The following is a 26,405-nucleotide window of genomic DNA, read 5'->3' as shown; positions in this document are numbered from 1 at the left end:
CGCTCCCCGGATCGCTCGGTGACCGCCGAGACGACCGGGGTCCGGCTGGAATGCGACGGGCCGGTCGCGACGGTCACGTTGTGCCGGCCCGACGTGCTCAACGCGCAGACCCCGGCGATGTGGCGCGCGATGAGCGACTTCTCGCGGGACCTCCCCGGCGACGTCCGTGTCGTGGTCGTACGCGGCGAGGGGCGGGCATTCTCCGCCGGCCTCGACCTGTCGGTGGCCGGTGCCTCCGGTCCCGGGTCGTTCGCCGAACTGGCCACCCTGCCCGAGCAGGAGTGCGCCGACCGGATCGCGGAATACCAGGGCGGCTTCACCTGGCTGCACCGTCCCGACGTCGTCTCCGTCGCCGCCGTGCAGGGGCACGCGATCGGCGCCGGCTTCCAGCTGGCGCTCGCCTGCGACCTGCGCGTGCTCGCCGAGGACGCGAAGCTCTCCATGGCCGAGGTGACGCTCGGCCTGGTCCCGGATCTCGCCGGCACCGGCCGCCTGGTCGACCTGGTCGGCTACAGCCGTGCCCTGGAGATCTGCGCGACCGGCCGGCGGATGGACGCCGCCGAGGCGGACCGGATCGGCCTGGCCACCCTGGTGGTGCCGAACGCCGAGCTGGACGCCGCGGTGCGTGACCTGACCGCCGGGCTGCTGGCCAACGACCGCAACGCGGTGGTGGAGATCAAGGCTCTGCTGGCCGGCGCGACTGGTCGGTCCGCCGCCGACCAGCAGCGGGCCGAGCGGGAGGCGCAGACCCGCCGGCTGCGTGATCTCGCCGGGCGCGGAGAGTAAGTCGTAAGGACCGTTCGGGAAGATCAGGGTTACGGCCGAGGTTGTCAGAGTCGTCGGGAGAATTGACCTGACGGTGCGGTCAGCCCGACGACCCGGAGGTGAACGTGTCCCACTCGATGTCGGGCGGCGGCATGACCGGTTGGAGCATGCTCCGGTCAATGCGCAACCGCGACGAGATCTCCACCCACCGACTCAAGCGCGGGGTGGCCCGCAGGATCGTGGCCTTCGCCGGGCCCTACCGCCGTGACATTGTCGTCTTCCTGGTCACGGTGGTGCTGGCCGCCGTCATCGGTGTCGCCACCCCGGTACTCGCCGGCGACGTCATCGACACGATCACCCGGGGCGGCGCCGACGCCGGCAACGCGGTGGTCCGGCTGGCCCTCGTCATCGCCGGGCTCGCGGTGTTCGACGCGCTGCTCTCCCTCGCCCAGCGGTGGTACTCGGCCCGCATCGGCGAGGGCATCATCCTCGACCTGCGCACCCGGGTCTACGACCACGTCCAGCGGATGCCGCTGCAGTTCTTCACCCGCACCCAGACCGGTGCGCTGGTCAGCCGGCTCAACAACGACGTGCTCGGCGCGCAGCGGGCGTTCACCTCGACGCTGTCCGGGGTGGTCAGCAACGTCATCCAGCTCGTGCTCACCGCCGCGGTGATGTTCACCCTCTCCTGGCAGATCACCGCGCTCTCCCTGGTGCTGCTGCCGGTCTTCATCATCCCGGCCCGCCGGGTCGGCAAGCGGCTCGCCGAGATCACCCGCGAGTCCTACAACCTCGACGCGAAGATGAACGCGACGATGACCGAGCGGTTCGGCGTCTCGGGCGCGTTGCTCGTCAAGCTCTTCGGCCAGCCCGAGGAGGAGGCGCGACGGTTCGCCGGGCGGGCCGAGCGGGTCCGCGACATCGGCATCCAGTCCGCGATGTACTCGCGGACCTTCTTCGTGGCGATGCTGCTGGTCGCCTCGCTGGCCCAGGCGCTCACCTACGGGCTCGGCGGCTGGCTGGCGGTCACCGGCAACGTCAGCGCCGGCACCGTGGTGACCCTCGCCCTGCTGCTCACCCGCCTCTACGGCCCGCTGACCGCGCTGTCCAACGTCCGGGTCGACGTGATGAGCGCGCTGGTCTCCTTCGACCGGGTCTTCGAGGTGCTCGACCTGAAGCCGACGATCGAGGAGAGGCCCGACGCGGTGCCGGTGCCCCGGGCCAGCGGCCGGGTCGAGTTCCGCGACGTCCGGTTCCGCTATCCCAGCGCCGCCGAGATCTCGCTCGCCAGCCTGGAGGAGGTCGCCGCCCTCGACCGTACGATCAACGAGCCCGTGCTCAAGGGCGTCTCGTTCGCGGTCGAGCCGGGGCAGATGGTGGCGCTGGTCGGCCCCTCCGGCGCCGGCAAGTCGACGCTGTCCATGCTGATCTCCCGCATCTACGACGTCACCGACGGGCAGGTGCTGGTCGGCGGGGTCGACGTCCGCGACGCCACCCTCGCCTCGCTGCGCGACGAGATCGGCGTGGTCACCCAGGATTCGCACCTGTTCCACGAGACCATCGCCGAGAACCTGCGCTACGCCAAGCCGGACGCCACCGACGACGAGATCTGGGCGGCCCTGGCCGGGGCGCAGGTCGCCGACCTGGTCCGGTCGCTGCCGGAAGGGCTGGAGACCCTCGTCGGCGAGCGCGGCTACCGCTTCTCCGGCGGCGAGAAGCAGCGCATCGCCATCGCCCGGCTGCTGCTCAAGGCCCCGTCGATCGTGATCCTCGACGAGGCCACGGCGCACCTCGACTCGGAGAGCGAGGCCGCCGTGCAGCGGGCGCTGTCGGTGGCGCTGACCGGGCGTACCGCGCTGGTGATCGCGCACCGGCTCTCGACCGTCCGCGACGCCGACCAGATCCTGGTGCTGGACGACGGGCGGATCGTCGAGCGGGGGCGGCACGAGGAACTGGTGGCCGTGGGCGGGCTCTACGCCGAGCTCTACCGCACCCAGTTCGCGGTCGCCGACTCGCCCACCCCGTACGTCGACGCGACCGGGCCCGAGCCGGTGGCCGTGCCGCCGCTGCGGCCCTACCTCGCCGACGAGGCGCTGCCGCCGGCGGCGGCCAACTGACGCTGCCGCCGGCTGCGCCAACTTGCCGGCTGCGGCCAACCGACGTCTCACCCGGTCTCGACTGCCGCCCGCAACTCCCCGAACGCGGCGCCGAGCGTTTCGGGGGTGAAGTGCGCGTTCAGGCCGCTGGGGTTGGGCAGCACCCAGAGGCGGGCGCCGGCCAGCCGCTGCGGCTGCGGCCCGAAGGCGGCCTTCGGCCGGGCGAACCCGATCCGGTACGCGGTCACCCCGACCACGGCCACCCACCGGGGGCGGTGCCGCTCGACCTTGCCGGTGAGGATCTCCGCGCCCTCGACCAGCTCGGCCGGGGTCAGCTCGTCGGCCCGGGCGCTGGCCCGCGCGACCATGTTGCTGATGCCCAGCCCGTACCCCGGCAGCTCGTCCTGCTCGCTGGGATGCAGCAGCCGGGGCGTGAACCCGCCCCGGTGCAGCGCGGGCCAGAACCGATTGCCCGGCCGGGCGAAGTGCCACCCGGTCGCGGCCGACCACAGGCCCGGATTGATGCCCACGAAGAGCACGTCCAAGCCGGGGGCGATGACATCGGGGATGGTGCGCTCCGCCGCCGCGGCGAGTTCCTCCCGCGTCGGCCGCGGATACCGCCCGGCCTCCCGCGCCACCCGCGTCCGTCGCCGGAGCGGCGATCCGGCGGGCGATCCGTCGGCGGGGGGACCGGCGGGCGATCCGTCGGCGGGGGGACCGGCGGACGATCCGTCGGCGGGCGCGGCCATCACAGGCTCCGCAGCACGCCGCCGTCGACCGGCACGGTGACCCCGGTCAGGTAGCTCGCGGCGGGGGAGAGCACGAACGCGGCCACCCGGCCGAACTCGTCCGGCGCGCCGATGCGGCGCAGCGGAATGGCGGCCTCGGCCTCCGCGCGGGCCCGGTCGGGGTCGCCGGTGGCGGCGAAGAGTTCCACGTTGCGGTCGGTCATGATCCGCCCGGGCAGCAGGCCGACCACCCGCACGCCCCGGGGCCCGTACTCGTCGGCGACGTCCTTGGCCATGCCCACCAGGCCGGGCCGCAGGCCGTTGGAGATGCCCAGGCCGGGCACCGGGCCGCGCGCCGAGGTCGACAGGACCAGCCCGACCGCCCCGCCCCCGCCCCCGGCCAGGTGCTCGGCGACGGTGCGAACCATCCGGACGGTGCCGAGGAAGACCGTCTCGAAGGAGCGGCGCCACTGCTCGTCGGTGACCGAGGCGGCGCTGCCCGGCGGCGGCCCGCCGACCGAGACCAGTGCCCCGTCGAGCCGTCCGAAGTGCTCCCGGGCCACCGCCACGAGGCGCTCCGGCGTCTGCGCGTCGGCCAGGTCGGCGGTCAGCCCGACCGCCCGCTCCGGCCCGCCGAGGCGCTGCGCGGCGGCGGCCACCGCGTCGGCGTCGCGGGCGGAGAGCACCACCCGGGCGCCGTCGGCGACGAGACACTGCGCGGTGGCGAAGCCCAGCCCTCGGGAGGCGCCGGTGAGTACGTACACCCGATCGGTCAGTCCGAGATCCATGCCGTCGATCCTGCCGCACCCGGCCGGATCCGCCAGCGGGGCCCTCGGGCCGGTGCGCGGTGGGCGCTCAGCGGCGGGCGGTCCGGTGGCGGGCGGTTCAGCTGCGGGCGGGACGCAGCAGGCGTACCCGACCGGCGAGCTGGACCGCGACGGCCCCGCCGGCGCGCCCCCACGCCGGCAGCCGACGCGGGCGCGGCGGGGTGTGCCCGTCGTAGCGGTGGGCGGCCTCGCGCGCGGCCAACTCCTCCGCGCCGAGCGGCGGCAGCGCGCCCCGGTCGCGCAGGTCGCGGGCCAGGTCCCAGCCGTCGCGCAGCGAGCCTCCGGTCGGCCGCCCGGCCGCCCAGCGGGCGAAGGTCTCCGGCCACCGGGGACCGAGACCGGCGGCGAGCAGCGGCCAGTGCCGGGCCACCTCCCCGGCGCGCTTGCGGAGCAGCGCGGTCCCGGCGGCGGCGAGCGCCGCCGGGTCGAAGCCCGCCGGCACCGGGCCGCCGGCGACCAGCGCCGCCACCAGCGCCGCCTGCCGCTCGGCCAGGTCGCCGCTCACGTCACCACCGGGAAGCCGGACACGGCGGCGAGGGCGTCCAACTCGGCGCGGAGCACCGGGGCGGGCGGGTAGTGCCCGTCGCGTTCCAGCAGGAACGCCGGCGGCCGGCGGCGGGCGCACAGCTCGCGGATCAGGTCGAGCACCGCCGGGGGCACCGGATCGGTGTGCGTGTCGTGGTAGTAGCCGCCGTGCTCGGCGCCGCCCGCCACGTGCACGTAGGAGACCCGCTCCAGCGGCAGCCGGTCGAGCAGCGCCAGCGGGTCGGTGCCCCGGTTGCGGGCGTTGGCGTACACGTTGGCGACGTCCAGCAGCAGGAACGCGCCGGTGCGGTCCAGGATCTCGGTGAGGAAGTCGGCCTCGTCCAGCTCGTCGTCGGGCCAGCCGAACAGGGCCGCGATCGGTTCCAGCGCGAGCGGCACCGGCAGCGCGGCCTGCGCGCGGGCGACGTTGGCGCAGACCGCGTCGACCGCCTCCCGGCTGCGGGGCAGCGGCAGCAGGTGACCGGCCTCGACGCCGCCGGCCCGGACGAAGGCGATGTGCTCGCTGACCAGCGGCGCCCCGACCAGCTCCGCCACCGCGCCCAGGTGGGCGACGCGCGCCGGGTCGACCGGTTCCGCGCCGCCGAGGGAGAGGCGCACGCCGTGCGGTACGACCGTCACGCCGCGCTCGCGCAGCGCGGCCAGCCCGGCGGGCGGTGGCCCGGTCGCGGCGACGCTCTCCGCGACCACCTCCACGAAGCGCAGCCCGGGCAGGTCGGCGACGAACCCGGCGATCTCCGGCCGCCAGCCGATGCCGACGCCGGCGGGGCCGGTCATCCGCCGCACCCGCCTCCGCCGCAACCCCCGCCGCCGCCGCACGAGCTGCCCCCGCTGCACGAGCTGCCGCCGCCGCATCCGCCGCCGGTCGAGGAGGCGCCGGAGCCGCTGATCGCCTGGCGCTGGATCTCGGCCTGGCTGGCGAAGCCGGGGTCCATGGCGTAGAGCGACGCGGTGCCGAACAGCGCGACCCCCATCGCGGCGCCCGCCGCGCCGTAGGTGGCGTAGGCGGGGGCCGAGGCGGGCGCGAGGTAGGTGTGCTGACGCCGCAGGCCGCGCAGGGCCTGGGTGGCGGCGCGGGTGCGCCACGGCACCCGGTACAGGAGGACGGCCACGACGATCAGCGGGAGCTGGCTCAGCACGAGCCAGCCCACGGGACGGTCGTTGCCCAGGCCGGCGAAGATGCGCAACACGCCGACCAGCAGCAGGGCGGTGAGCAGGAACGCGCCCCGGCGCAGCGCGGCCCGGCGGGCCGGCGGGAGCGCGAGTCCGCGCTGCTCCAGACTCGTCCGGAGCTGGTCGAGCGCCCGGACCACCCACTCGTCGCGGGCCAGTTCCCGGGTGGTGGCGTTCCGGCCGGCCGCGAAGTGGATGGCCTGGTCCAGTGGCGTGATCCCGGCCGGCAGCGCACCGCCGGTGGTGAGCCGCCGGTCCGGGCGTACGCCGATGGCCCCGCTGCTGCGCAGCCCGCCGAGCGAGGCCCAGATCGCCAGTTGCTGCCCGCCGTTGAGGTAGGCGACCTGCTGCGGGCCGAGCTGACCCACGTCGCCCACCTGCGGCCCGGCGAGGACCGAGAGCCGGTGGACGACCGTGCCGACGATGATTACGACGGCTGCGAGGAGATAGACCCCGAGGAAGGCGGGACCGGAGATGCCCCAGGTGTCACCAGGTGCGGCGAGGACGGTCATGTGCTGCTCCTGTCGGGCGAGGGGGATCGCGACCCAATTGTGGAGCAGGCCCGCCAGGGTGGACCCACCGCGTGGACCGAGTTACCGGACCGATACTCAGTGGCGCGAGGGCGGCCGGTCAGCGGCGGCGGACGGCCTCCTCGACCAGGTCGAGCACCGGGCCGAGGTCGCCGGCGGGACGGCCCATCGCCAGGTGCAGCACCAGGCCGTCGTAGGCGAGTTCGAGGAACTGGGCCAGCACGTCGATCGGCATGTCCTCGCGGAGCACGCCCGCCTCCCGCTGCCGGGCGAGCCGGTCGCGGGTCGCCTCGGCGATCGCCGCCGACCGTTCCGCCCACCGCCTGGCGAACGCCGGGTCGGTCCGGAGCCGCCGGGACACCTCCAGTTGGCTGCCCAGCCAGCCGGTGGTGTCGGGGGAGACCGCGCCGGCCAGGAGGTCCCGCATGACCTGGACCAGGCCGTTGCGGGCCACCGTCTCCACCATGGCCGCGGCGTCGTCCTCGGCCACCGCCAGGAAGAGCGAGTCCTTGTCGCGGAAGTGGTGGAAGATCGCGCCCCGGGACAGCCGGGTGGCCTCCTCGAGCCGGCGGACGGTGGCGCCCTCGTAGCCGTGCCGGGCGAAACAGGCCCGCGCGGCGGCGAGAATCTCCTGCCGGCGCGCGTCGAGCTGGTCCTGACTTACTCTGGGCACGGGTCGATCGTGACAGCTCGCCCCCCGCCATGCAAACCGTACGTACGGCTTGGTTTGGCCGCGCGCATGATCATCCAAGGTCGGCGCGTCGGATTAGGATCGGCCCGTGATGCCACTTCCCACCGCCGTCGCGGTCCCCGCCGCACCGCTGATCGTCGCGGCCGTGCAGGCCGAGCCCGTCCCCGGCGACGTGGCCGGCAACGCGGCGAGCGCCGCCCGGCTGGTCCGCCAGGCCACGGAGCGGGGCGCCCGGGTGACGGTGCTGCCCGAGCTCTTCCTGCCCGCGTACCACCTGCCGACGCTCGCGGCCGATCCGGCCGGCACCGATGTCGCGGCCGACCCGGCGGCCCGGGTGGACGACCCGCGGCTGGACCCGCTGCGCGAGGCGGCCCGCGACGGTGGCGCCGCCGTGGTGGTCGGCGCCGCCGTCCGGCACCCGGACGGCCGGCGGACGATCTCCGCCCTGCTGGTCGACCGCTCCGGCGAGGTCCGCGTCGGCTACGACAAGCAGCAGCTGTGGAGCGGCGAGCGGGAGCTGTTCGTCGCCGGTGACCGGGGTACCACCCTGCTCGTCGACGACTGGCGGCTCGGGCTCGGCATCTGCTACGACGGCTGCTTCCCCGAGCACGGCCGGGCAGCGGCGGCCGACGGGGCGCACGGCTACCTCTGCCCGAGCGGCTACCTGGCCGGCTCCGAGCACCGCCGCGACCTCTACTACGCCGCCCGTGCGCTGGACAACACGATGTACGTGGTGTTCGCCAACCTCGTCGGCGGCGCCGACCCGTGGCGGTTCAACGGCGGCGCGGCGGTCTACGACCCGGAGGGCCGGCCGCTGGCCCGGGGCGCGGACACCGGCGAGGCCGTACTGGTCGTCGCGCTCGCCCCGGAGGCCCTCGCGGCGACCCGGGCGGCCCACTGCATGCTGCTCGACCGTCTGCCCCACCAGGGCGGCGCCCGCTCCGCGCTGCCGGCCTGACGGGCGCGGGGAGGAGTCGGCACTGTCGCCGGGCGGTCGCGCTCCCGTAAGGTGCCCGAGTGCCGCTGCTCCTGCTGGACCTGGACAACACGCTGCTCGACCGGGCCGGTCCGTTCCGCGCCTGGGGGGAGCGTTTCCTGGCCGGTGTCGGCGCGCCGCCGGCCGACATCGACTGGCTGCTGTCCATCGACGCCGACGGGCTGACCGACCGGTGGGACGTGGCCGACGCCGTGCGTGACCGGTACGGGCTGCGGATCCCGTCCATCGACCTGGTCGAGGAGCTGCACGACGGCGTGGTGGCCAACATCCGGCTCGACCCGCTGGTCGCCTGCGCGCTGCGGATCGCCGACGGGGCCGGCTGGACGCCCGTGGTGGTCAGCAACGGCGGGGTACGCCAGCAGGAGGCCATGATCCGGCGTACCGGGCTGGACCGCTTCGTCGCCGACTGGGTCATCTCCGAGGAGGTCGGCGTCAGCAAGCCCAACCCGAGGATCTTCGCGCTGGCCGCCCGGCGGGTACGGCTGCCCCTGCGCGGCGCCTGGGTGGTCGGTGACGGCCCGGAGGCGGACATCGGGGGCGCCGCCGCCGTGGGCCTGCCCAGCGTCTGGCTGCACCGGGGGCGGAGCTGGGTCGACGACCGGTTCGCCCCCACCCGCACGGCGGACGGCGTGATCGCCGCCGTCGCGACGGTGCTCGCCGCCTGACGGGGGAGCGCCACCAGCCGCCCGGTGAGCCGGCGCGGCGGCTGGCCAAGGGGTTTCCGCCCAGCCCCGGCGGGGCGCCGGACCTGGGCTGGCGTAATTCGGTTGACCGGGGCGGCGTCGGACCGCGAGCATGGTCGGCGCATCGTGCAACCGGGTCCGCGCCCGGTCGAGGAGAGGGGGTCGGTCATGGCCGTCTTCGCAGGTCACTACCACCTGCCCCCATCAGCCTCGAGCAAGGGATCACCACCGCAGTGCGCGATCACGACCTTCCGGCGCGCGAGCGCCGTACCCGCGGCAAGCGCCGCTTCGACGACGACGAACAGCTCTTCCTGAAGCGTGGCCGGGCCGCCGAGCCCGCCCTCGCCGACCCCGACGCCGAGCCCGACCCCGACACGGGGGAGCGCTGGTCGTCCTGGGACGACGCCGTGCACGGCCCGCAGCCCCACCCCGAGTGGCTGGTCACCGAACTGGCCGCCAAGGACACCGAACTCGGGATGCTCAAGACCGGCAAGGAGGCGGACGTCCACCTCGTCCGCCGGGCGGTGCCCGGCACCGACCGGTCCTGCCTGCTGGCGGCCAAGCGGTACCGGGACCCCCAGCACCGCCTCTTCCACCGCGACGCCGGTTACCTGGAGGGCCGCCGGGTCCGCCGGTCCAGGGAGAACCGGGCGATGGCCGGTCGCACCGCCTTCGGCCGGCAGATGATCGCCGGGCAGTGGGCGGCGGCCGAGTTCGCCGCGCTGGCCCGGCTCTGGGAGGTCGGCGCCCGCCACGGCACGATCACCGTCCCCTACCCGGTGCAGCTGCGCGGCACGGAGCTGATGCTGGAGTTCCTCGGCGACCAGGAGGAGGGGCTGGCCGCGCCCCGGCTGGCCCAGCTGCGGCCGGAGGCGGGGGAGCTGCGCGAGCTGTGGGGGCAGCTCGTCGACGCCCTCGTGGTGCTCGCCCGCGCCGGCCTCGCACACGGCGACCTGTCGCCGTACAACCTGCTGGTGCACGCGGGGCGGCTGGTGCTCATCGACCTGCCGCAGGTGGTCGACGTGGTGGCCAACCCGCAGGGGCCGGAGTTCCTGGCCCGCGACGTGCGGGTGGTCGCCACCTGGTTCGCGGCCCGGGGCCTGCCCGCGGCGGACGCCGACCCGGCCGCGCTGAGCGCGCTGCTGCTGCGGGAGGCGGGGATCCGCTGACCGCGACGTCCCGGGTGGCCAGGCACCGGCCACCCGGGACCCGGGTCACTGGAGGTAGCGCTCGACCGCCGGCTTGGGGCGCGTCCCCTGGGCGTCCGGGTCGCCGTGGGTCTCCCGGGCGGCGCGTCGCCGACGCAGCAGGTCCCAGCACTGGTCGAGGGACTCCTCCAACTCGCGCAGCCGGGTGCGGGCGTCGTCGTCCGTGCCCGACTCGCCGGCCTGCGCGTCGGCGCGCAACCGGTGCTCCTCGTCGACCAGTTCCGAGATCCGGTTGAGGATCGTCTTGTCGTCCATGCCCTGAGCCTGGCACAGGCCGCGCGGGCGCGCCCGGGTTCCACCGCCGCCCGCCCCCGCCGCTGCGGTAGGTTGCCCAGCCATGGTTCCCACCGTCCGGGCCGCCGGCCCCGCCGACCTGGCGCCGGTCGCCGACCTGCTCCGCGCCGCCCGGCCCCACCTGGTGGTCACGCCGGAGCTGCTCGCCTGGCAGGCGACCGGCAAGCCGGCCGAGCGCTTCGGGATGCTCGTCGCCGAGGCGGGCGACGGGATCGCCGGCGTCGCCCGGACGGGGCTGCTGTACGAGAGCGCCGAGCCGGGGCTCGGCTTCGTCAACCTGGTCGTGCGCCCCGAGGGGCGGGGGCGGGGCGTCGGGTCGGCGCTGCTCGCCGCCGCCGAGGAGCGGCTCGCCGGGCTGGGGGTGCGCCGGGCGTACGCGCGGGTCGTCGACGAGCCGGCGCCGCTCGCCTTCGCCGAGCGGCGCGGCTACCGGCCCGGCCGGCGCAGCGTGATCCTGGGCCTGGACCTGGCGGCGGCGCTGCCGGCCGCGCCCGATCCGCCGGCCGGGGTGCGGCTGGGTACGGCCGCGGACCTGGTCGACCCGCGCCCGTTGTACGAGGCGGACCTGGCCGCCGCCGCGGACGAGCCGGGCGACGTCGGGATGGACGAGATCGGCTTCTCCGACTGGCGGGCCGCGTACTGGGACCGGCCGGACCTGGACCGGGCGCTGAGCACGGTGGCGACGGCCGACGGCGTGGTGGTGGCGTTCAGCCTCGCGCTGACCGACGGCCGGGACCGCTACCTGTCGGGAATGACGGGCACCCGCAGCGGGTGGCGGGGCCGGGGTCTCGCCCGGTCGGTCAAGCACGCGTCGCTGCGGGCGGCCCGGTCGGCGGGCTTCCGGTGGGCGTCCACGATCAACGACGCCGGCAACGACGCGATGCGGGCGGTCAACGCGTGGTTCGGGTACCGGCCGGTGGCCGCCGAGTGGCGCCACCTGCGCACCCTTCCGAAGTGACGCCCGACACGAAATCCTTCATGGACGAGCATTCCCATGAGCAAAATTCTCATTCGACGGCTAGCGGAGTCTCGACGGGTGATGGCATGCTTCCCGAATCGTGACGCAAGGCAGCCGTTCGCATGACGGTCCGTCACAACGGAGCGTGACCGACGGGAGGAGCCACGGGTGCGGGATGCCATTGCTGAACGGGGTGCCGACGACTCACGAAGTCGTCCGGCGCGGTCCGCGCCACTGTGGAGGATGCTGCCGGGCCTGCTGCGTGACCCGCTGGGCCAGCTCGTCGCGATGGCGGACGCCGCCCCGGGCGAGGTCCTGCGGCTCAACCTCGGGACGATCCGCCCCTACCTGGTCACCGAACCCGCCCACGTGCAGTACGTGCTGCGGGACAACGCGGCCAACTACACCCGCGGCGGCCAGAGCATGCTGTGGCGGCCGGTACGACGGCTCACCGGCGACGGCATCATGTCCGACGGACCGGAGTGGCAGGCCAGCCGCGGGCGGATGCAGCCGCACTTCACCGCCAAGCGCATCGACTCCCTGGTGGACTCCATGAGCCAGGCCGTCAGCGAGGCCGTCGACGAGTTCGACGAGCCGGCCCGCACCGGCCGGTGGCTGGACGCCGGCGCCGAGCTGGGCCGGGTCATCTGCCGGGCGATCAGCAGCGTCTTCTTCGCCGACCGGGTGAGCCTCGCCGACCAGCTGCGGATCGTGGCCGCCCAGGACACCATCGTGACGGCGCTGCGGGCCCGCCTGCTCCTGCCCTTCGTGCCCGACGCCGTACCGGTGCCGGGCGACCGCGCCCTGCGCCGCGCCATCGGCGTCGTCGACGACATCATGCTGCCCCTGGTGCGGGCCGAGCGGGCCCACCCGCGCGACGGCGACGACCTGCTCGCCGCCCTGGCGAACGCCCGCGACGACGACGGCCGCCCGCTCGGGGAGCGACGGGTCCGCGACGACGTGGTGTCCATGTTCGCCACCGCGACGGAGACGACGTACGCCGTACTGACCTGGCTGTGGCCGATCCTGGACGCCAACCCGGAGGTGGCCGGCCGGCTCTACGCCGAGCTGGACGAGGTGGTGGGCGCGGACCGGGTGATCAGCCGGGAGCAGCTGCTCGCCCTCACCTACACCCGGTCGGTGGTCGACGAGCTGCTGCGCATGTACCCCGCCGGGTGGCTGGTGCCCCGCACGGCGGTGGCGGACGACGTCATCGGCGGCGCCAGGATCAGAGCCGGCAGCATCGTCGCCGTCAGCTCCTACGTCACCCAACGGCTGGCCCGGTACTGGGACCGCCCGGACACCTTCGATCCCGACCGGTTCCGTGGCGACCAGCCGCGGCGGGAGCACCGGTACGCGTACTTCCCGTTCGGCGGCGGCCCGCACCAGTGCCTCGGCATGTACCTGTTCAACCTGGAGGCTCCGCTGGTGGTCGCGACGATCCTCAGCCGGTACCGCTTCCGGCTGCGCGACGCCGGGATGCCGCCCAAGCAGCTGGCGGCGACCCTGCGTCCGGGCCGGCCGGTGGTCATGGCGCTGACCCCGGTCCACGAGCGGCGGCCGGCGTGACCGCGGTGACGCCCGACCGGTCGCGCGACGCGACGCCGGGCGGGCGCGACGAGATGCGGGACGCGCAGGAACAGGGCCGGATCTGCGGCCTGGCGGTACGCGGCCAACGCGACCTCCAGGCGTCGGCCGCGGCGCACCCCGAACTGTTTCCCGCCGACCCGTTCGACACCATGTTGTTCGCCAACATCTCGCTGGCCATCGCCTTCGGCGCCCCGTGGTGCACGGCCGGGCAACTGCGCGCCGCGAACCGGACCGTGCTGTGGGGTTTCGCCCTCGACTGGCTGATCGACCACCGGGCGCGCTCCCGCGACGAGGTCGACGGCCTCGTCGCGCGCTGCCTCGCGGTGGCCGCCGGCGAGCCGCCCGCCGCCGACGACCACCTCGGCGGCTACCTGGCCGCGCTCCAGGGTGAGCTGGCGACGTCCGACGCCTTCGCGGCGCACCGTCCGCTGTGGCGGGACCGGGTGGACGCGACGGTGCGGGCGATGGCCCGCGAGTGGGAGTGGAAGGCGGCCTGGCGGCCCGGGGACCGGTCGTCCCTGCCGAGCCTCGACGCGTACCTGGACAACGCCGACAACCACGCCTGCACGATCGTCAACGTCGCGCACTGGCTCTACACCGGCGACGAGGCCACCCTCGCCCGGCTGGACGAGCTGGTCGCGGTCAGCGACCAGGTGCAGCGCGCCCTGCGCCTCGTCAACGACCTCGGCACCTACGAGCGGGACGTGCGCTGGGGCGACCTGAACGCGTTGCTGCTGGTCGAGGACCGCGCCGAGGTGGAGCAGCGGCTCGCCGAGCTGGTGGACACCTGCCACCGGATGCTGGACCCGCTCCGGGAGACCTGCCCGCGCGAGGCGGACTACCTGGCCCGGCAGGTCGGCTTCAGCAGCGGCTTCTACCAGCTGGCCGACTTCTGGGGCATGTCGTGACGGCGGCCCCGGTCGCCGTCCGGGACTCGGGGGGCGCCGCGCTCGCCGTCGCCGGCCGTGAACTGGTGGCGGCGATGCTGGCCGCCCCCGACGGCACGGTCTCGCCCTCGGTCTACGAGACCGGTCGGCTGGTCAGCGACGCCCCCTGGCTGCCGGGGCACGCCGAGCGGCTGCGTCACCTGCTGGCCGCCCAGCGCGCCGACGGCGGGTGGGGGGCGCCGGGCGCGTACGGCCTGGTGCCGACCCTGAGCGCGGTGGAGGCGCTGCTGAGCGCCCTGCGCACGCCGGGGCGCGCCCGCCCACGGGAGGCGCACCGGCTCTCGACGGCCGTGGACCGGGGCGTCGCGGTGCTGCGGGACCGGCTGCTGGTCGCCGCCGAGCCCGTGCCGGACATGCCGGGCGTCGACCTGATCGTGCCCGCCCTGATCGACCGCGTCGACGCGCTCCTCGACGGCACGGCGGCACCCGGGCGGCCGGCGGCGCTGCCGATGCCGCACGGCATGACCCGGCACCGGGCCGAGGCGGTCGGGCGGCTCCTCGCCGCGGGCGGGCCCGTACCGGAGAAGCTGTGGCACGCCTTCGAGGTGCTCGACGAGCGGGCACGGGTGAGCCTGCCGGCCCGGCCCGTGTCCGGCGCCGTCGGGGCCTCGCCCGCAGCCACCGCGGCCTGGCTGGGCGATCCCGCCCGTCCCGGCGCGGACCGGAGCGCGCTGGAGTACCTGACCGGAGCCGTGGTGCGGGGCGGCGGGCCCGTGCCGTGCACGACACCCATCGCCGTGTTCGAGCGGGCCTGGGTGCTCAGCGGGCTGGCCCGGGTCGGCGCGGCGGCGGACGTCCCCGCCGAGCTGACCGGCAGCCTGGCCGCCGCGCTCGGACCGACGGGCGCGGCCACCTCGCCCGGCCTCCCGACGGACGCCGACACCACCGCCGTCACCCTCTTCGCGCTGGCCCGGCTCGGCCGCCCGATGGCGCCCGACAGCCTCCTGGCGTACGACACGGGCACGCACTTCTGCACCTGGCAGGGCGAGGACGGCGCGTCGGTCACCACGAACGCCCACGTCCTGGAGGCGCTCGGCTGGCATGCCCGGCACCGTCCGGGCCGCCCGTACGCCGACGTGGCGCGGCGGGTGGCCGGCTGGCTGGTGGACGGTCAGCTCGCCGACGGCAGCTGGACGGACCGCTGGCACGCCTCGCCGTACTACGCGACGGCCAGCGTCGCGGCGGGCCTCGCCGAGTACGCGCCCGACACCACCGGCGGCCGGCTCGACCGGGCGGCCGACTGGGTGCGCGACACCCAGCGCGACGACGGCTCGTGGGGGCTGTGGACGGGCACGCCGGAGGAGACCGCGTACGCCCTCCAGGTGCTGCTCGGCACGGGGCGAACGCCCCGGCCGGGCCTCGCCACCGCCGTGCGCCGCGCGCTCGCCTACCTCGATGAGCATCGCGACGAGGACGGTGACGGCGTTCCACTGTGGCATGACAAGGATCTCTACCACCCGGTGCTCATCGTGCGGGCCGCCGTGCTCGCGGCGCGGCACCTGGCGCGGCTGAGCGGCCACGCAGGACGGTGAGCCCCGCGACCCGGTGCCCCCGATGACGCACCGGTCATGATCAGCACTGCTTGAGTGATCGTCGGGACACTGCTACCGTGCGCCGGGTCGGTCGAAGCGCCATGCGGAAACCGCCGATCGGATGAATCAGACTCCCCGCCAGGGATGGTTTTAAATGGGTTCCCGCAGCTCCAATCTGCGCCGGAAAGTCGTGGCTCTGCTGGCCTCACTCGTTGCGCTGTGGGCGTTCGCCGCGTGGGTGACCCTCCGGGAGGGCGTCAGTCTCCTCTGGGTGCAGGTGCTCGACGCCCAGGTCGCCCAGCCAGGTGAGCCGCTGGTGCTCGAGTTGCAGGCGGAACGCCGGGCGTCCGCGGCGTACCTGGGCGGTTCGGGCGCGGCCGAGCGGGAGCAGCTCGACGCGCAGTGGCGGCGGACCGAGGGCGTCGCCGACGACTTCCGCAAGTCCGTCAGCAGCTGGCGGGTGGACCTGGCAGCCGACGAGAGCCAGCGGCAGATCGACACGGTCGTCAGCGGGCTGGACCGGCTCGCCGCCGTACGCGAGTCCATCCGCGACCGCCAGGTGGACCGCGCCGCCGCCACCCGGGAGTACACCGAACTCATCGACTCGGTGCTGCGGATGTACGGGTCGCTGGGCAACCTGGACGACGAACAGTTCACGCGGGAGACCGCGGCGCTGATTCAGCTCGTCCGGATCCGCGAACTCATGTCGCAGGAGGACGCCCTCGTCACCGGCGCCCTGGCCGCCGGCCGGATGACGCCCGAGGAGACCGCCGCCTTCGCCCGCGCCACCGGCGCCCAGCGCTACCTGGACAGCCAGGTCCGTACCGACCTGTCGAGCGGCGACCGGGCCCGTTACGAGGCACTCGTCGGCGGCGAGGCGTACACCGCGTTCCGGTCCCTGGAGGACCGCGTCGTGCAGGGACGGGCGGGCGGCGCGCCACCCGTGTCGGCGGCGGAGTGGCGCGCGGCGGCCGACGTGGTGGTCGGCGAGCAGCAGCGCTTCATCATCGAGGCCGGTGACGCGCTCGTCGAGCGGGCCGCGCCGATCGCCGTCGGCGTCGTCCTGCGGCTGGTGCTGGCCGCCGGTCTGGGCCTGCTCGCCGTCGTCGCCTCGATCGTCGTGTCGATCACCACCGCGCGGGCCCTGGTGCAGCAGTTGGAGCGGCTGCGCGAGGCCGCCATCCGGCTGGCCAACGAGCGGCTGCCCAGCGTCGTCGAGCGGCTCGGCCACGGCGAGGAGGTCGACATCGCCAAGGAGGCGCCTCCGCTCGAGTTCGGCGACGACGAGATCGGCCAGGTGGGCAAGGCGTTCAACGCCGTGCAGGAGACCGCCATCCGCACCGCCGTCGAGCAGGCCGACCTGCGCCGCAACGTACGCGAGGTCTTCCTCAGCCTGGCCCGGCGCACCCAGGCGCTGGTGCACCGCCAGCTCACCCTGCTCGACGCGATGGAGCGTCGCGAGCACGACGCCGAGGAACTGGAGGACCTGTTCCGGGTCGACCACCTCGCCACCCGGATGCGGCGCAACGCGGAGAACCTCATCGTGCTCTCCGGCTCCACCCCGGGCCGCGCCTGGCGGCGCAACGTGCCCATGGTCGACGTCGTCCGGGGCGCTGTCGCCGAGGTCGAGGACTACACCCGGGTCAACGTGCTGCCCCTCGGCGCGGTCTCGCTCACCGGCCGCGCGGTCGGCGACGTCATCCACCTGCTCGCCGAGCTGATCGAGAACGGGCTGTCGTTCTCCCCGCCGCACACCTCGGTCGAGGTGCGCGGGCAGCAGGTGGCCAACGGCTTCGCCATCGAGATCGAGGACCGTGGCCTGGGCATGAGCGAGGAGGACCTCGCCGCCGCGAACCACCGGATCGTCGACCAGTCCGAGCTGAACCTGGCCAACGCCTCCCGCCTCGGCCTCTACGTGGTCAGCCGGCTGACCGAGCGGCACGGCGTACGGGTGCAGCTCAAGGAGTCCGCGTACGGCGGCACCACCGCCGTCGTGCTGATCCCGGCCGAGCTGGTCACCGCCGCCGACGAGGACCCGAGCACCTCCGGCGGGTTCCCGGCCGGCCTGCCCGCCAGCGTCCCGGTGGCCGGCGCGTCCGGTCAGGCGCCGCCCGCCGCCGAGCCACCGCTCGCCACGGCGCCGGTGGCACTGGCCGAGCCGCTCGCGCCCCGCCCCCGCCCGGCGTCGGACGCCGACGCCCCCGCCACGGGGGACGCCGACGGTGGCGCCCTGCCGACCCGGTCGCGCGGCCGGAGCCTGCCGACGACGGGCCCGGCCCTCGACCCGCGGCTGCCCGTGCGCCCCCGTGGCGGCTCCGAGCAGTACGCCCTGGACGGCCCGACCTTCCCGACCGGCCTGCCCGTGGCCGCCCGGCCCGCGCCGGCGGAGGCGCCCGACACGACGGGGACCCCCGCACCGGAGGCGGCCACCGGCTCCACGACGACCGGCGGTCCGGCGCCGACGGCCCGCCAGGTGACGGCGCGTACCGACTCGGGCCTGCCGGTCCGGGTCCGGCAGGCCAGCATCGTGCCGGAACTCCGCGACGATCCGGCCGCCGGCGGGGACGACGACGGGGACGACGACACGGCGCGCCCGCCGGAGCAGGTACGCCGGATGATGAGCTCCTACCAGACCGGCACCCGGCGGGGCCGTACCGACGCCGCCCGGCTGCTCGGTGGAGCGGGCGACAGCCGAACCGAGGCCGGCGAGGAACCCGACGCCGGCGACGACCTGCAAGCGACCTGACCGGTGCCGTCGCGGTGCGGGGGATCCCCGCACCGCAGCGGTCAGCCGAGACGAGCACGGCGACAACAGCCGGGGGAGAAGAGGACGACGAGTGGCGCAGAAGACGGCTTCGAGTGCCGACCTGACGTGGTTGCTGGATGATCTGGTCGGCCGGGTGAAGCAGGCCGACCACGCGGTCGCGCTCTCTACGGACGGCCTGTTGATGGCCGCCTCGCGAGGGCTGGGCCGGGACGACGCCGAGCACCTGGCGGCCATGGCGGCCGGCATCCAGAGCCTGGCCCGGGGCGCGGGCAAGCGCTTCGGCGGCGGGCAGGTGCAGCAGACCATCATCGAGATGCAGTCGTCGTTCCTGTTCGTCACGGCGGCCGGGCGCAACGCCTGCCTGGCCGTCCTCGCCAGCGAGGACGCCGACGTCGGCCTGATCGCCTACGAGATGGCGATGCTGGTCACCCGCGTCGGCAAGTACGTGGCGTCGCCCTCGCGGACCGGCGAGCAGCAGACCGGCGAGAAGTAGCCGCGATGACGGTGCAGGGGGAGTCCTCGGAGCACCAGTGGGTCGACGACCATGCCGGCCCGGTCGTGCGCCCGTACGCGATGACGCGCGGCCGGGCCCGGCCGGTCACCGGCACGTTCGACCTGATCTCCCTGGTGACGGCGACCCGTGCGGACGTGATCCCGGAGATCGGACTGGGCCCGGAGCACCTGGCGATAGTCGGGCTCTGCCAGCGGATCCAGTCCGTCGCCGAGATCGCCGCCCACCTGGACCTGCCGGTGGGCACCATCCGGGTCCTGCTCGGTGACCTGGCGGCCCGCAGCCTGGTGCAGGTACGTGAGCCGCACACCACAGCCGGCCTTCCCGACAACAGCGTTTTCGAGGCGGTAATCAATGGACTACGGGCACTCTGAGCGGCCGGCGGGAGCGACGCCACTGCCCACCGCGATCAAGATCCTCGTCGCGGGTGGCTTCGGCGTGGGCAAGACCACCATGGTCGGTGCGGTCAGCGAGACGCGTCCGCTGCGTACGGAGGAGGTGTTGACCGAGTCCGGCGTCGGCATCGACGACCTCTCCGGGGTGGAGAGCAAGACGACCACCACCGTGGCGATGGACTTCGGCCGCATCACCATCAGCGACGACCTGGTGCTCTACCTCTTCGGCACCCCTGGCCAGGACCGGTTCTGGTTCGTCTGGGACGAGCTGGCGCTCGGCGCGCTCGGCGCGGTGGTGCTGGCCGACACCCGGCGGCTGGCCGACTGCTTCCCCTCGATCGACTACTTCGAGGGCAGGGGCACGCCGTTCGTGGTGGCGGTCAACTGCTTCGAGGGAAGCCGGCAGTACCGGCTCGACGAGGTGCAGGCGGCGCTCAACCTCGACCCGGGCGTGCCGGTGCTGCTCTGCGACGCGCGGCAGCGGGAGTCCAGCAAGGAGGTGCTCATCACGCTGATGGAGCACGCCATGAAGACCCGCGAGGCCCGCCGCCGCGCCGCCGCCACCGACTGACCGGCCCACCGTCACCACCGCGTAGCAGCCGCTACGGTGCCGCAGCCGCCGTCGCGCGGGTAGCGGCCGTTGGGGCTGCCCCGCGTCGCTGCCCGCTGCTCGCGTCGTTGCGGCTGTTCCGTGTCTGCTGCGTCGCTGTTGGCTGCGTCGCGTCCCTCGACGCGCAGACCGGATCTTGGCGAGAAACGGCCCCTATGGGGGCACGTCCATACCAAGATCTCCGGGCCTGCACGGGTGCAGCGCACCCGTGGGTTGGCAGCTCGCTTCCTTAGGTGTCCGTGCGCGTGGTGGCGGATTGGTCGCGGGGCCAAAGTGTCGCTGGGCTGGTGCCTACTCGAGCACGGAGCACCCGCACAGAGCAGAGAGCGCACGCACAGAGCGCAGAGCACCCGCACGGAGCACACGTACGGAGTGCGGACCGCCAGGATCGACGGCGCGAGGTGCGCGCGACGGGGGCAGGGCCGATCGATTGACTTCGATCAGATGGGCTGCCTAGCATGGTGCTCGGAAAGCGCTTTCCGCCGTCCATCACCTGGCTGATCGCCGGTGCCGGTCCGCAACCCCGACGCGAACCAGTTCCCACTCGCGTCCGGTCCCGCGCGACCGCGCCCAGGCACCCGAACCCGCGCGACCGTGCCCCAGCATCCGAACGGCACGCGGCCCGTCGTGCGCCGGCTCCGGCGATCCGCCGTACGAGAAAGGCGGAACCTCATGCTCACGACCCTCAACCCGGACGGGCCGCCACGGCCCGGGCGTCGCCGACGGCTGCTCGCCGCCGTCGGCCTCGCCGCCGCCCTGGTGGCACCGGCGTCACCGGCCAACGCCGCGCTCCCGACCACCCCGCCGGCTCCACCCGCCCCGATGGCCGCATCCGGCAACGCTCCGGCCGCAGCGGCATCCGGGACCGCCCCGCAGGCAGCGGCCGGCACCGCCTCGCGGACGGCGCCCGGCCCCGCTCCGGCTGCGGCGGCGGACGGGTTCGCCAGCGTCCACGCCCTCGGCCAGAACGGGACCATCGGTGGCGCCGGCGGGCCGGTCGTCACGGTCACCACCACCGCGCAGTTCCTCGACCACATCGCCCGCCCGGGGCCGTACGTCGTCCAGGTCGCCGGCACCATCACGCTGCCCGCCGGCGGCAACGACGGGATGTGGAACGTCGCCTCCGACAAGACGATCGTCGGTCTCGGCGACGACGCGACGCTCTCCGGCGGCGGGCTCAACATCGGCGTGCCCGTCGACGACGACGTGACCTCGCCCCCGGCGAACGCGGTACACAACGTCATCATCCGGAACCTGCACCTCACCGGCGCGACCGACGACCTGATCAACGTCCAGATGTTCTCGCACCACATCTGGATCGACCACAACGAGTTCTCCGACGGCGACGACGGCGCGGTCGACATCAAGCGTGGCTCGGACTTCGTCACGGTCTCCTGGAACCACTTCCACGACCACGACAAGACTCTGCTGCTCGGCCACGACGAGGACGCCGGCCCGCAGGACATCGGCCGGCTGCGGGTCACGTACCACCACAACTTCTTCGACCGCTCCGACCAGCGCAACCCGCGGGTGCGCTTCTCCGCGCTCGCGCACGTCTACAACAACCACTACAACGACAACAGCTACGGGGTGGCCTCCACGTACGACGCCGCCGTGCTGATGGAGAACAACTACTTCTACAGCGTGAACAATCCGGGCCGGGTCGACTTCAGCGGCGACCTCGGGCGCATCGTCGAGCGGGGCAACATCCTGGTCGCCTGCAACCACGCGATCGAGACCCGGGGCACGGTGCCGGACCCGCGCGGGTACTACCCGTACACCCTCGACCCGGCCGCGAGCGTGCCGACCATCGTCCCGGCGGGTGCCGGGCCCGGCAGGACCACGGCCCTCGCCGCGCCGGCCTCCGTCGCGCCGGTGCCGGCCGTCGCGGGCCCGGACGGCTTCGCCGCCGTGGCGGCCCTCGGCCAGAACGGCACCACCGGCGGCGCCGGCGGGCCGACGGTGACCGCGACCAACGCCGCGGACTTCCTGGAACACATCGACACGGTGGGCCCGCTGGTCATCCAGGTGACCGGGCGGATCGCGATCACCAGCAAGCAGGGGGTACGCCCGAACAAGACCATCGTCGGGGTCGGCAACGCCGAGATCACCGGCGGCGGGCTGGACTTCTACCGGTCGTACAACGTGATCGTCCGCAACATCAACTTCACGAACGCGGAGGACGACGCGGTCAACGTCGGCCAGAACTCGCACCACATCTGGATCGACCACAACCGCTTCTCCGGCGCGGTGGACGGCTCGGTCGACATCGTCCGGGGCGCCGACTACGTGACGGTGTCGTGGAACCACTTCGACCACGCCGACAAGTCCATGCTGATCGGCCACTCCGACGGCTCAGCCTCCACCGACGTGGGCCGGCTGAAGGTCAGCATCCACCACAACTTCTTCGACAACAGCCGCCAGCGGCACCCCCGGGTCCGCTTCGGCGAGCCGGTGCACGTCTACAACAACTACTTCCTCGGCAACGCCCTCTACGGCGTGGCGTCGACGGAGAACGCCGGCGTGCTGGTGGAGGGGAACTACTTCCGCGACGTGCCGCACCCGCTGTGGTCGGCGAGCGGCTACGCCGACAGCGGACCCGGCCGGGCGGTGCAGCGCCACAACGTGTACGTCGGCTCGGGCGCGCCGGAGACGAACGGCACGGTGGTCGAGCCGCGCACGTACTACCCGTACAGCCTCGACCCGGCGGCGGACGTGCCCGCCCTGGTCCTCGCGGGCGCCGGCACCGGCCGCATCTGAGCGGACACGCGAGGGGCCCCCTGCCGTCGTGGCAGGGAGCCCCTCGTCCGTGTCGTCAGTTGGCGATCATGCGACGCAGCACGTACTGCAGGATGCCGCCGTGCCGGTAGTAGTCCGCCTCGCCCGGGGTGTCGATCCGGACCACCGCGTCGAACTCGACGCCGGTGTCGGTGCTGACCTTGACCGTACGCGGGGTCTGGCCGTCGTTCAGCGCGGTGACCCCGGCGATGGAGAACGTCTCCGTGCCGGTGAGGCCGAGCGACTCGGCGGTCTCGCCGGCCGGGAACTGCAGCGGGAGCACGCCCATGCCGATCAGGTTCGAGCGGTGGATCCGCTCGTACGACTCGGCGATGACCGCCCTGACGCCGAGCAGCATGGTGCCCTTGGCCGCCCAGTCGCGCGACGAGCCGGAACCGTACTCCTTGCCGGCCAGCACGACCAGCGGGATGCCCGCCTCCTGGTAGGCCACCGAGGCGTCGTAGATCGAGGTCTGCTCGCCGGTCAGGTGGTTGACCGTGAAGCCGCCCTCGACGCCGGGGACCAGCTGGTTGCGCAGCCGGATGTTGGCGAAGGTGCCCCGGATCATCACCTCGTGGTTGCCCCGGCGCGAGCCGTACGAGTTGAACTCGTGCCGCGGCACGCCGTGCTCGGCGAGGTACGTCCCGGCGGGCGAGTCGGCCTTGATGGAACCGGCCGGCGAGATGTGGTCGGTGGTCACCGAGTCGCCCAGCTTGGCCAGCACCCGCGCCGGACCGATGTCGACGACCGCCTTCGGCTCCCGCTCCATGCCCTCGAAGTACGGGGGCTTGCGGACGTAGGTGGACTCGTCCGCCCAGGCGAACGTGTCGCCGGTCGGGGTGGGCAGCGACTGCCAGCGCTCGTCACCGGCGAAGACGTCCTCGTACGCGGCGCTGAAGCCGGTGGCGCCGATCGCCGAGGCGATGACGTCCTGGATCTCGGCGCTGTTGGGCCAGATGTCCCGAAGGAACACCGGGTTGCCCTCGCCGTCCTCGCCGATCGGCTCGTTGGCCAGGTCGATGTCCATCGTGCCGGCCAGCGCGTACGCGACCACCAGCGGTGGGGACGCCAGGTAGTTCATCTTGACGTCCGGGTTGATCCGGCCCTCGAAGTTGCGGTTGCCGGAGAGCACGGAGACGACGGCCAGGTCGGCCTCGTTGACCGCGGCCGAGACCTCCTCCGGCAGCGGGCCGGAGTTGCCGATGCAGGTGGTGCAGCCGTAGCCCACCAGGTGGAAGCCGAGCTTCTCCAGGTAGGGCGTGAGGCCGGCCCGCTCGTAGTAGTCCATGACGACCTTGGAACCCGGGGCCAGGGTGGTCTTCACCCACGGCTTGCGGGTCAGGCCCTTGTCGACCGCGTTGCGGGCCAGCAGGGCCGCGCCGATCATCACCTGCGGGTTGGAGGTGTTGGTGCAGGAGGTGATGGCCGCGATCACCACGGCGCCGTGGTCCAGCTCGTACTCGACACCGTCGGCGCCGGTGACCCGGGTCGGGTTGCTGGCCCGCCCGCCGGAGCCGACCGCCGCCGTCTCCAGGTCGCGCGGCGCGTCGGCCGGGTCGCTGACCCCGTTGGCCGGGGAGTCGCTGGCCGGGAAGGACTCGGCGCTCGCCTCGTCGGCGTGGCCCTGCACGCCGAACGGCTTCTCCAGCTGCGGCACGCCCGACTTGCGGCCACGGTCGCCGCCGGTCTCGTCGGCGGCCACGTAGTCGGTCAGCGCCGAGCGGAACAGGGTCTTGGCGTTGCCCAGCGGGACCCGGTCCTGCGGGCGCTTCGGGCCGGCCAGGGACGGCTCGATCGTGCCGAGGTCCAGCTCCAGGCGCTCCGAGTACTCCGGCTCGGCGTCCGGGTCGTGCCAGAGGCCCTGCTCCTTGGCGTACGCCTCGACGAGCGCGACCTGCGCGGCGTCGCGGCCGGTCAGCTCCAGGTAGCGGACGGTCTCGGCGTCGATCGGGAAGATCGCGACGGTGGAGCCGTACTCCGGGGACATGTTGCCGATGGTGGCCCGGTTGGCCAGCGGCACGGCGCTCACGCCCGGCCCGTAGAACTCGACGAACTTGCCCACCACGCCGTGCTTGCGCAGCATCTCGGTGATGGTGAGCACCAGGTCGGTGGCGGTGGTGCCGGCCGGCATCTCGCCGGAGAGCTTGAAGCCCACCACGCGCGGGATCAGCATGCTGACGGGCTGGCCGAGCATCGCGGCCTCGGCCTCGATGCCGCCGACGCCCCAGCCGAGCACGCCCAGGCCGTTGACCATCGTGGTGTGCGAGTCGGTGCCGACGACCGTGTCCGGGTACGCCTGGCCGTTGCGCTCCATGATCGTACGGGCCAGGTACTCGATGTTGACCTGGTGCACGATGCCCGTGCCCGGGGGGACGACCTTGAACTCGTTGAACGCGGTCTGGCCCCAGCGCAGGAACTGGTAACGCTCCTTGTTGCGCTCGTACTCCAGCTCGACGTTGCGCTCGAAGGCGTCCTCGCGACCGAACAGGTCGGCGATGACGGAGTGGTCGATGACCAGCTCGGCCGGGGCGAGCGGGTTCACCTTGGTGGCGTCGCCGCCCAGGTCCCGTACCGCCTCGCGCATGGTGGCCAGGTCGACCACGCAGGGCACGCCGGTGAAGTCCTGCATGAGCACCCGCGCCGGGGTGAACTGGATCTCGACGCTCGGGTCGGCGTCGGATTCCCAGGCGCCGAGCTGCCGGATGTGGTCGGCGGTGATGTTCGCGCCGTCCTCGGTCCGGAGCAGGTTCTCCAGGAGGATCTTCAGGCTGTAGGGCAGCCGTTCGTGGCCGTCCACCTTGCTGATCTTGAAAATCTCGTAGCTCGCGTCTCCGACGCGTAGCTGGGTCTTCGCACCGAAGGTGTCGAGGCTCGCCACGTCGTACTCCTTCACACCAGCGACCGTGAGTAGTCCTGAGCAGTCTGTCGCACCGGTCGGGGTGCCGCCGTGGTTAGGGGACACTTACCGCCGATCTCGTCGTCAACAAAACCGTACGTCCGTCTTGCTAACTTCGCAACCTCGTGCCATCGTTCGGGACGAGGAGGTGCCACCATGATCCATCACGTACAGCTCGCTTGCCCACGCGGCTCCGAAGAGGCGTCGCGGGCCTTCTACGTCGGGGTGCTCGGGATGACCGAGAAGCCCAAACCGCCCGCCCTCGCGGCCCGTGGCGGCTGCTGGTTCACCGGGCACGGCGCGGAGCTGCACCTGGGCGTGGAGGACGACTTCCGGCCCGCCCGCAAGGCCCACCCCGGCCTGCTGTGGCCGGACCTGGACGCGCTCGCCGCCCGGTTGGTCGCCGCCGGGTACCCGGTGAGCTGGGGCGACGACGAACTGCCCGGGCTGCGCCGGTTCCACTCCCAGGACGCGCACGGCAACCGCCTGGAGTTCCTCGCCCCGATCGACTGACTCGGCCCCGGCCTGCCCGGCTGCCCTGCCGGCGGATGCTGGAGTTTCTCGCCTCGGTCTGTGCCCGCCTGGGGTGGGCAACGCGGGCTGGCCACCGCGGGTGCCCCCGGGCTCTGGCTGCGGCTCGGCCCCGGCTGCCGCCCTGGGCCTCGGCTTCGGCTCGGCCCGGCCTACCCGGCTACAGACGTTGGGTGAAGGTGAAGACGACAAGGGCCGGCCCCTTGTGGGGGCCGGCCCTTGTCGTTGGGGTGTTGCTGGGCGGCGCGTGTCGCTGTGGGGTCAGGCGGTGTAGCCGCGGGTGGCGATCCAGTCGGCGAGGTTGTCGACGCTCATGCGGTAGGAGGCCTGGTTGGGGTTGGCGGAGTCGGCGATG

The 26,405-nt window shown here is 73.9% G+C and carries 23 protein-coding genes and 1 pseudogene; 15 read left to right on the top strand and 9 right to left on the bottom strand.

Annotated elements, in window-relative coordinates; translation table 11 throughout:
• The first annotated feature begins 18 nt into the window (after positions 1 to 18).
• Together ABZ573_RS27700 and ABZ573_RS27695 are read left to right on the top strand one after the other, a co-directional pair.
• Positions 19 to 786 (top strand): enoyl-CoA hydratase/isomerase family protein, encoded by a 768-nt coding sequence (locus ABZ573_RS27700; protein ID WP_151457493.1) that lies wholly within the window; start codon positions 19 to 21, stop codon positions 784 to 786.
• 116 nt (positions 787 to 902) lie between these two features.
• Positions 903 to 2,882: an ABC transporter ATP-binding protein gene (locus tag ABZ573_RS27695; RefSeq protein ID WP_358121999.1), complete on the top strand. Its 1,980-nt coding sequence runs from the start codon at positions 903 to 905 to the stop codon at positions 2,880 to 2,882.
• Between the two features lie 47 nt (positions 2,883 to 2,929).
• Here ABZ573_RS27695 and mug read toward each other — a convergent pair whose 3' ends face one another.
• The 6 genes from mug to ABZ573_RS27665 form a co-directional block, all read right to left on the bottom strand.
• Positions 2,930 to 3,499 (bottom strand): G/U mismatch-specific DNA glycosylase, encoded by a 570-nt coding sequence (gene mug / locus ABZ573_RS27690; RefSeq protein WP_225852529.1) that lies wholly within the window; start codon positions 3,497 to 3,499, stop codon positions 2,930 to 2,932.
• Positions 3,500 to 3,609: 110 nt separating this feature from the next.
• Positions 3,610 to 4,377: an SDR family oxidoreductase gene (locus ABZ573_RS27685; RefSeq protein ID WP_327029038.1), complete on the bottom strand. Its 768-nt coding sequence runs from the start codon at positions 4,375 to 4,377 to the stop codon at positions 3,610 to 3,612.
• Between the two features lie 97 nt (positions 4,378 to 4,474).
• Positions 4,475 to 4,921 carry a hypothetical protein gene (locus tag ABZ573_RS27680; RefSeq protein ID WP_151457342.1) on the bottom strand — a complete coding sequence of 149 codons (447 nt, stop codon included), beginning with the start codon at positions 4,919 to 4,921 and terminating at the stop codon, positions 4,475 to 4,477.
• A complete protein-coding gene (locus ABZ573_RS27675; RefSeq protein ID WP_358121936.1) occupies positions 4,918 to 5,736 on the bottom strand; it encodes a DUF692 domain-containing protein in 819 nt (272 codons plus the stop codon). Before ABZ573_RS27675 ends, ABZ573_RS27680 begins: the two co-directional genes overlap by 4 nt.
• Positions 5,733 to 6,644 (bottom strand): TIGR04222 domain-containing membrane protein, encoded by a 912-nt coding sequence (locus tag ABZ573_RS27670; RefSeq protein WP_151457344.1) that lies wholly within the window; start codon positions 6,642 to 6,644, stop codon positions 5,733 to 5,735. The genes ABZ573_RS27675 and ABZ573_RS27670 overlap by 4 nt, the downstream gene beginning before the upstream one ends.
• A gap of 118 nt (positions 6,645 to 6,762) precedes the next feature.
• On the bottom strand, positions 6,763 to 7,335 hold the full coding sequence (locus ABZ573_RS27665) for a TetR/AcrR family transcriptional regulator (protein WP_151457345.1): 573 nt from the start codon (positions 7,333 to 7,335) through the stop codon (positions 6,763 to 6,765).
• Positions 7,336 to 7,444: 109 nt separating this feature from the next.
• Between ABZ573_RS27665 and ABZ573_RS27660 the strand changes: the two genes are divergently transcribed.
• From ABZ573_RS27660 to ABZ573_RS27650, 3 genes are all read left to right on the top strand, one after another.
• Complete coding sequence (locus ABZ573_RS27660; protein ID WP_327031253.1) at positions 7,445 to 8,311, top strand: carbon-nitrogen hydrolase family protein; 867 nt, start codon at positions 7,445 to 7,447, stop codon at positions 8,309 to 8,311.
• A gap of 59 nt (positions 8,312 to 8,370) precedes the next feature.
• Positions 8,371 to 9,015: an HAD-IA family hydrolase gene (locus ABZ573_RS27655; RefSeq protein WP_151457346.1), complete on the top strand. Its 645-nt coding sequence runs from the start codon at positions 8,371 to 8,373 to the stop codon at positions 9,013 to 9,015.
• Positions 9,016 to 9,266: 251 nt separating this feature from the next.
• Positions 9,267 to 10,202, top strand: a complete 936-nt coding sequence (locus ABZ573_RS27650; RefSeq protein ID WP_327029037.1) for an RIO1 family regulatory kinase/ATPase — start codon at positions 9,267 to 9,269, stop codon at positions 10,200 to 10,202.
• A gap of 45 nt (positions 10,203 to 10,247) precedes the next feature.
• Here ABZ573_RS27650 and ABZ573_RS27645 read toward each other — a convergent pair whose 3' ends face one another.
• Positions 10,248 to 10,496 carry a DUF2630 family protein gene (locus tag ABZ573_RS27645; RefSeq protein WP_132240301.1) on the bottom strand — a complete coding sequence of 83 codons (249 nt, stop codon included), beginning with the start codon at positions 10,494 to 10,496 and terminating at the stop codon, positions 10,248 to 10,250.
• Positions 10,497 to 10,578: 82 nt separating this feature from the next.
• Between ABZ573_RS27645 and ABZ573_RS27640 the strand changes: the two genes are divergently transcribed.
• The 9 genes from ABZ573_RS27640 (at position 10,579) to ABZ573_RS27600 (ending at position 22,605) form a co-directional block, all read left to right on the top strand.
• Positions 10,579 to 11,493 (top strand): GNAT family N-acetyltransferase, encoded by a 915-nt coding sequence (locus tag ABZ573_RS27640; RefSeq protein ID WP_327029036.1) that lies wholly within the window; start codon positions 10,579 to 10,581, stop codon positions 11,491 to 11,493.
• 243 nt (positions 11,494 to 11,736) lie between these two features.
• Complete coding sequence (locus ABZ573_RS27635; RefSeq protein WP_151457156.1) at positions 11,737 to 13,062, top strand: cytochrome P450; 1,326 nt, start codon at positions 11,737 to 11,739, stop codon at positions 13,060 to 13,062.
• A gap of 53 nt (positions 13,063 to 13,115) precedes the next feature.
• Entirely contained in the window at positions 13,116 to 13,991 is an 876-nt protein-coding gene (locus tag ABZ573_RS27630; RefSeq protein WP_327031252.1) for a terpene synthase family protein, read from the top strand.
• The gene (locus tag ABZ573_RS27625; protein WP_358121932.1) at positions 13,988 to 15,562 is read left to right on the top strand and encodes a prenyltransferase/squalene oxidase repeat-containing protein; all 1,575 of its coding nucleotides are present in this window, start codon (positions 13,988 to 13,990) and stop codon (positions 15,560 to 15,562) included. Before ABZ573_RS27630 ends, ABZ573_RS27625 begins: the two co-directional genes overlap by 4 nt.
• Before the next feature lie 154 nt (positions 15,563 to 15,716).
• A complete protein-coding gene (locus ABZ573_RS27620) occupies positions 15,717 to 18,308 on the top strand; it encodes a nitrate- and nitrite sensing domain-containing protein (protein ID WP_358121930.1) in 2,592 nt (863 codons plus the stop codon).
• Positions 18,309 to 18,399: 91 nt separating this feature from the next.
• A complete protein-coding gene (locus tag ABZ573_RS27615; RefSeq protein ID WP_091629996.1) occupies positions 18,400 to 18,822 on the top strand; it encodes a roadblock/LC7 domain-containing protein in 423 nt (140 codons plus the stop codon).
• A 5-nt stretch (positions 18,823 to 18,827) separates the two neighbouring features.
• A complete protein-coding gene (locus tag ABZ573_RS27610; RefSeq protein WP_358121927.1) occupies positions 18,828 to 19,214 on the top strand; it encodes a DUF742 domain-containing protein in 387 nt (128 codons plus the stop codon).
• On the top strand, positions 19,195 to 19,806 hold the full coding sequence (locus ABZ573_RS27605) for an ATP/GTP-binding protein (protein ID WP_132240296.1): 612 nt from the start codon (positions 19,195 to 19,197) through the stop codon (positions 19,804 to 19,806). Before ABZ573_RS27610 ends, ABZ573_RS27605 begins: the two co-directional genes overlap by 20 nt.
• Positions 19,807 to 20,517: 711 nt before the next feature.
• The gene (locus ABZ573_RS27600; protein ID WP_358121925.1) at positions 20,518 to 22,605 is read left to right on the top strand and encodes a hypothetical protein; all 2,088 of its coding nucleotides are present in this window, start codon (positions 20,518 to 20,520) and stop codon (positions 22,603 to 22,605) included.
• Positions 22,606 to 22,660: 55 nt separating this feature from the next.
• On the opposite strand, the gene ABZ573_RS27595 is transcribed toward ABZ573_RS27600, so the two are convergent.
• On the bottom strand, positions 22,661 to 25,516 hold the full coding sequence (locus tag ABZ573_RS27595; protein WP_358121923.1) for an aconitate hydratase: 2,856 nt from the start codon (positions 25,514 to 25,516) through the stop codon (positions 22,661 to 22,663).
• Positions 25,517 to 25,675: 159 nt separating this feature from the next.
• On the opposite strand from ABZ573_RS27595, the gene ABZ573_RS27590 reads away from it, so the two are divergent.
• Complete coding sequence (locus ABZ573_RS27590) at positions 25,676 to 26,032, top strand: VOC family protein (protein WP_132240294.1); 357 nt, start codon at positions 25,676 to 25,678, stop codon at positions 26,030 to 26,032.
• Between the two features lie 279 nt (positions 26,033 to 26,311).
• On the opposite strand, the pseudogene ABZ573_RS27585 reads toward ABZ573_RS27590, so the two are convergent.
• Positions 26,312 to 26,405 (bottom strand): annotated as a pseudogene (locus tag ABZ573_RS27585) (phytochelatin synthase); the annotation flags it as partial.

Source organism: Micromonospora sp. NPDC007220 (assembly GCF_040634035.1).
GTDB lineage: Bacteria > Actinomycetota > Actinomycetes > Mycobacteriales > Micromonosporaceae > Micromonospora > Micromonospora reichwaldensis.
Note: the sequence above shows the minus strand (reverse complement) of the source record. Positions and strands in the feature narration are given on the sequence as shown.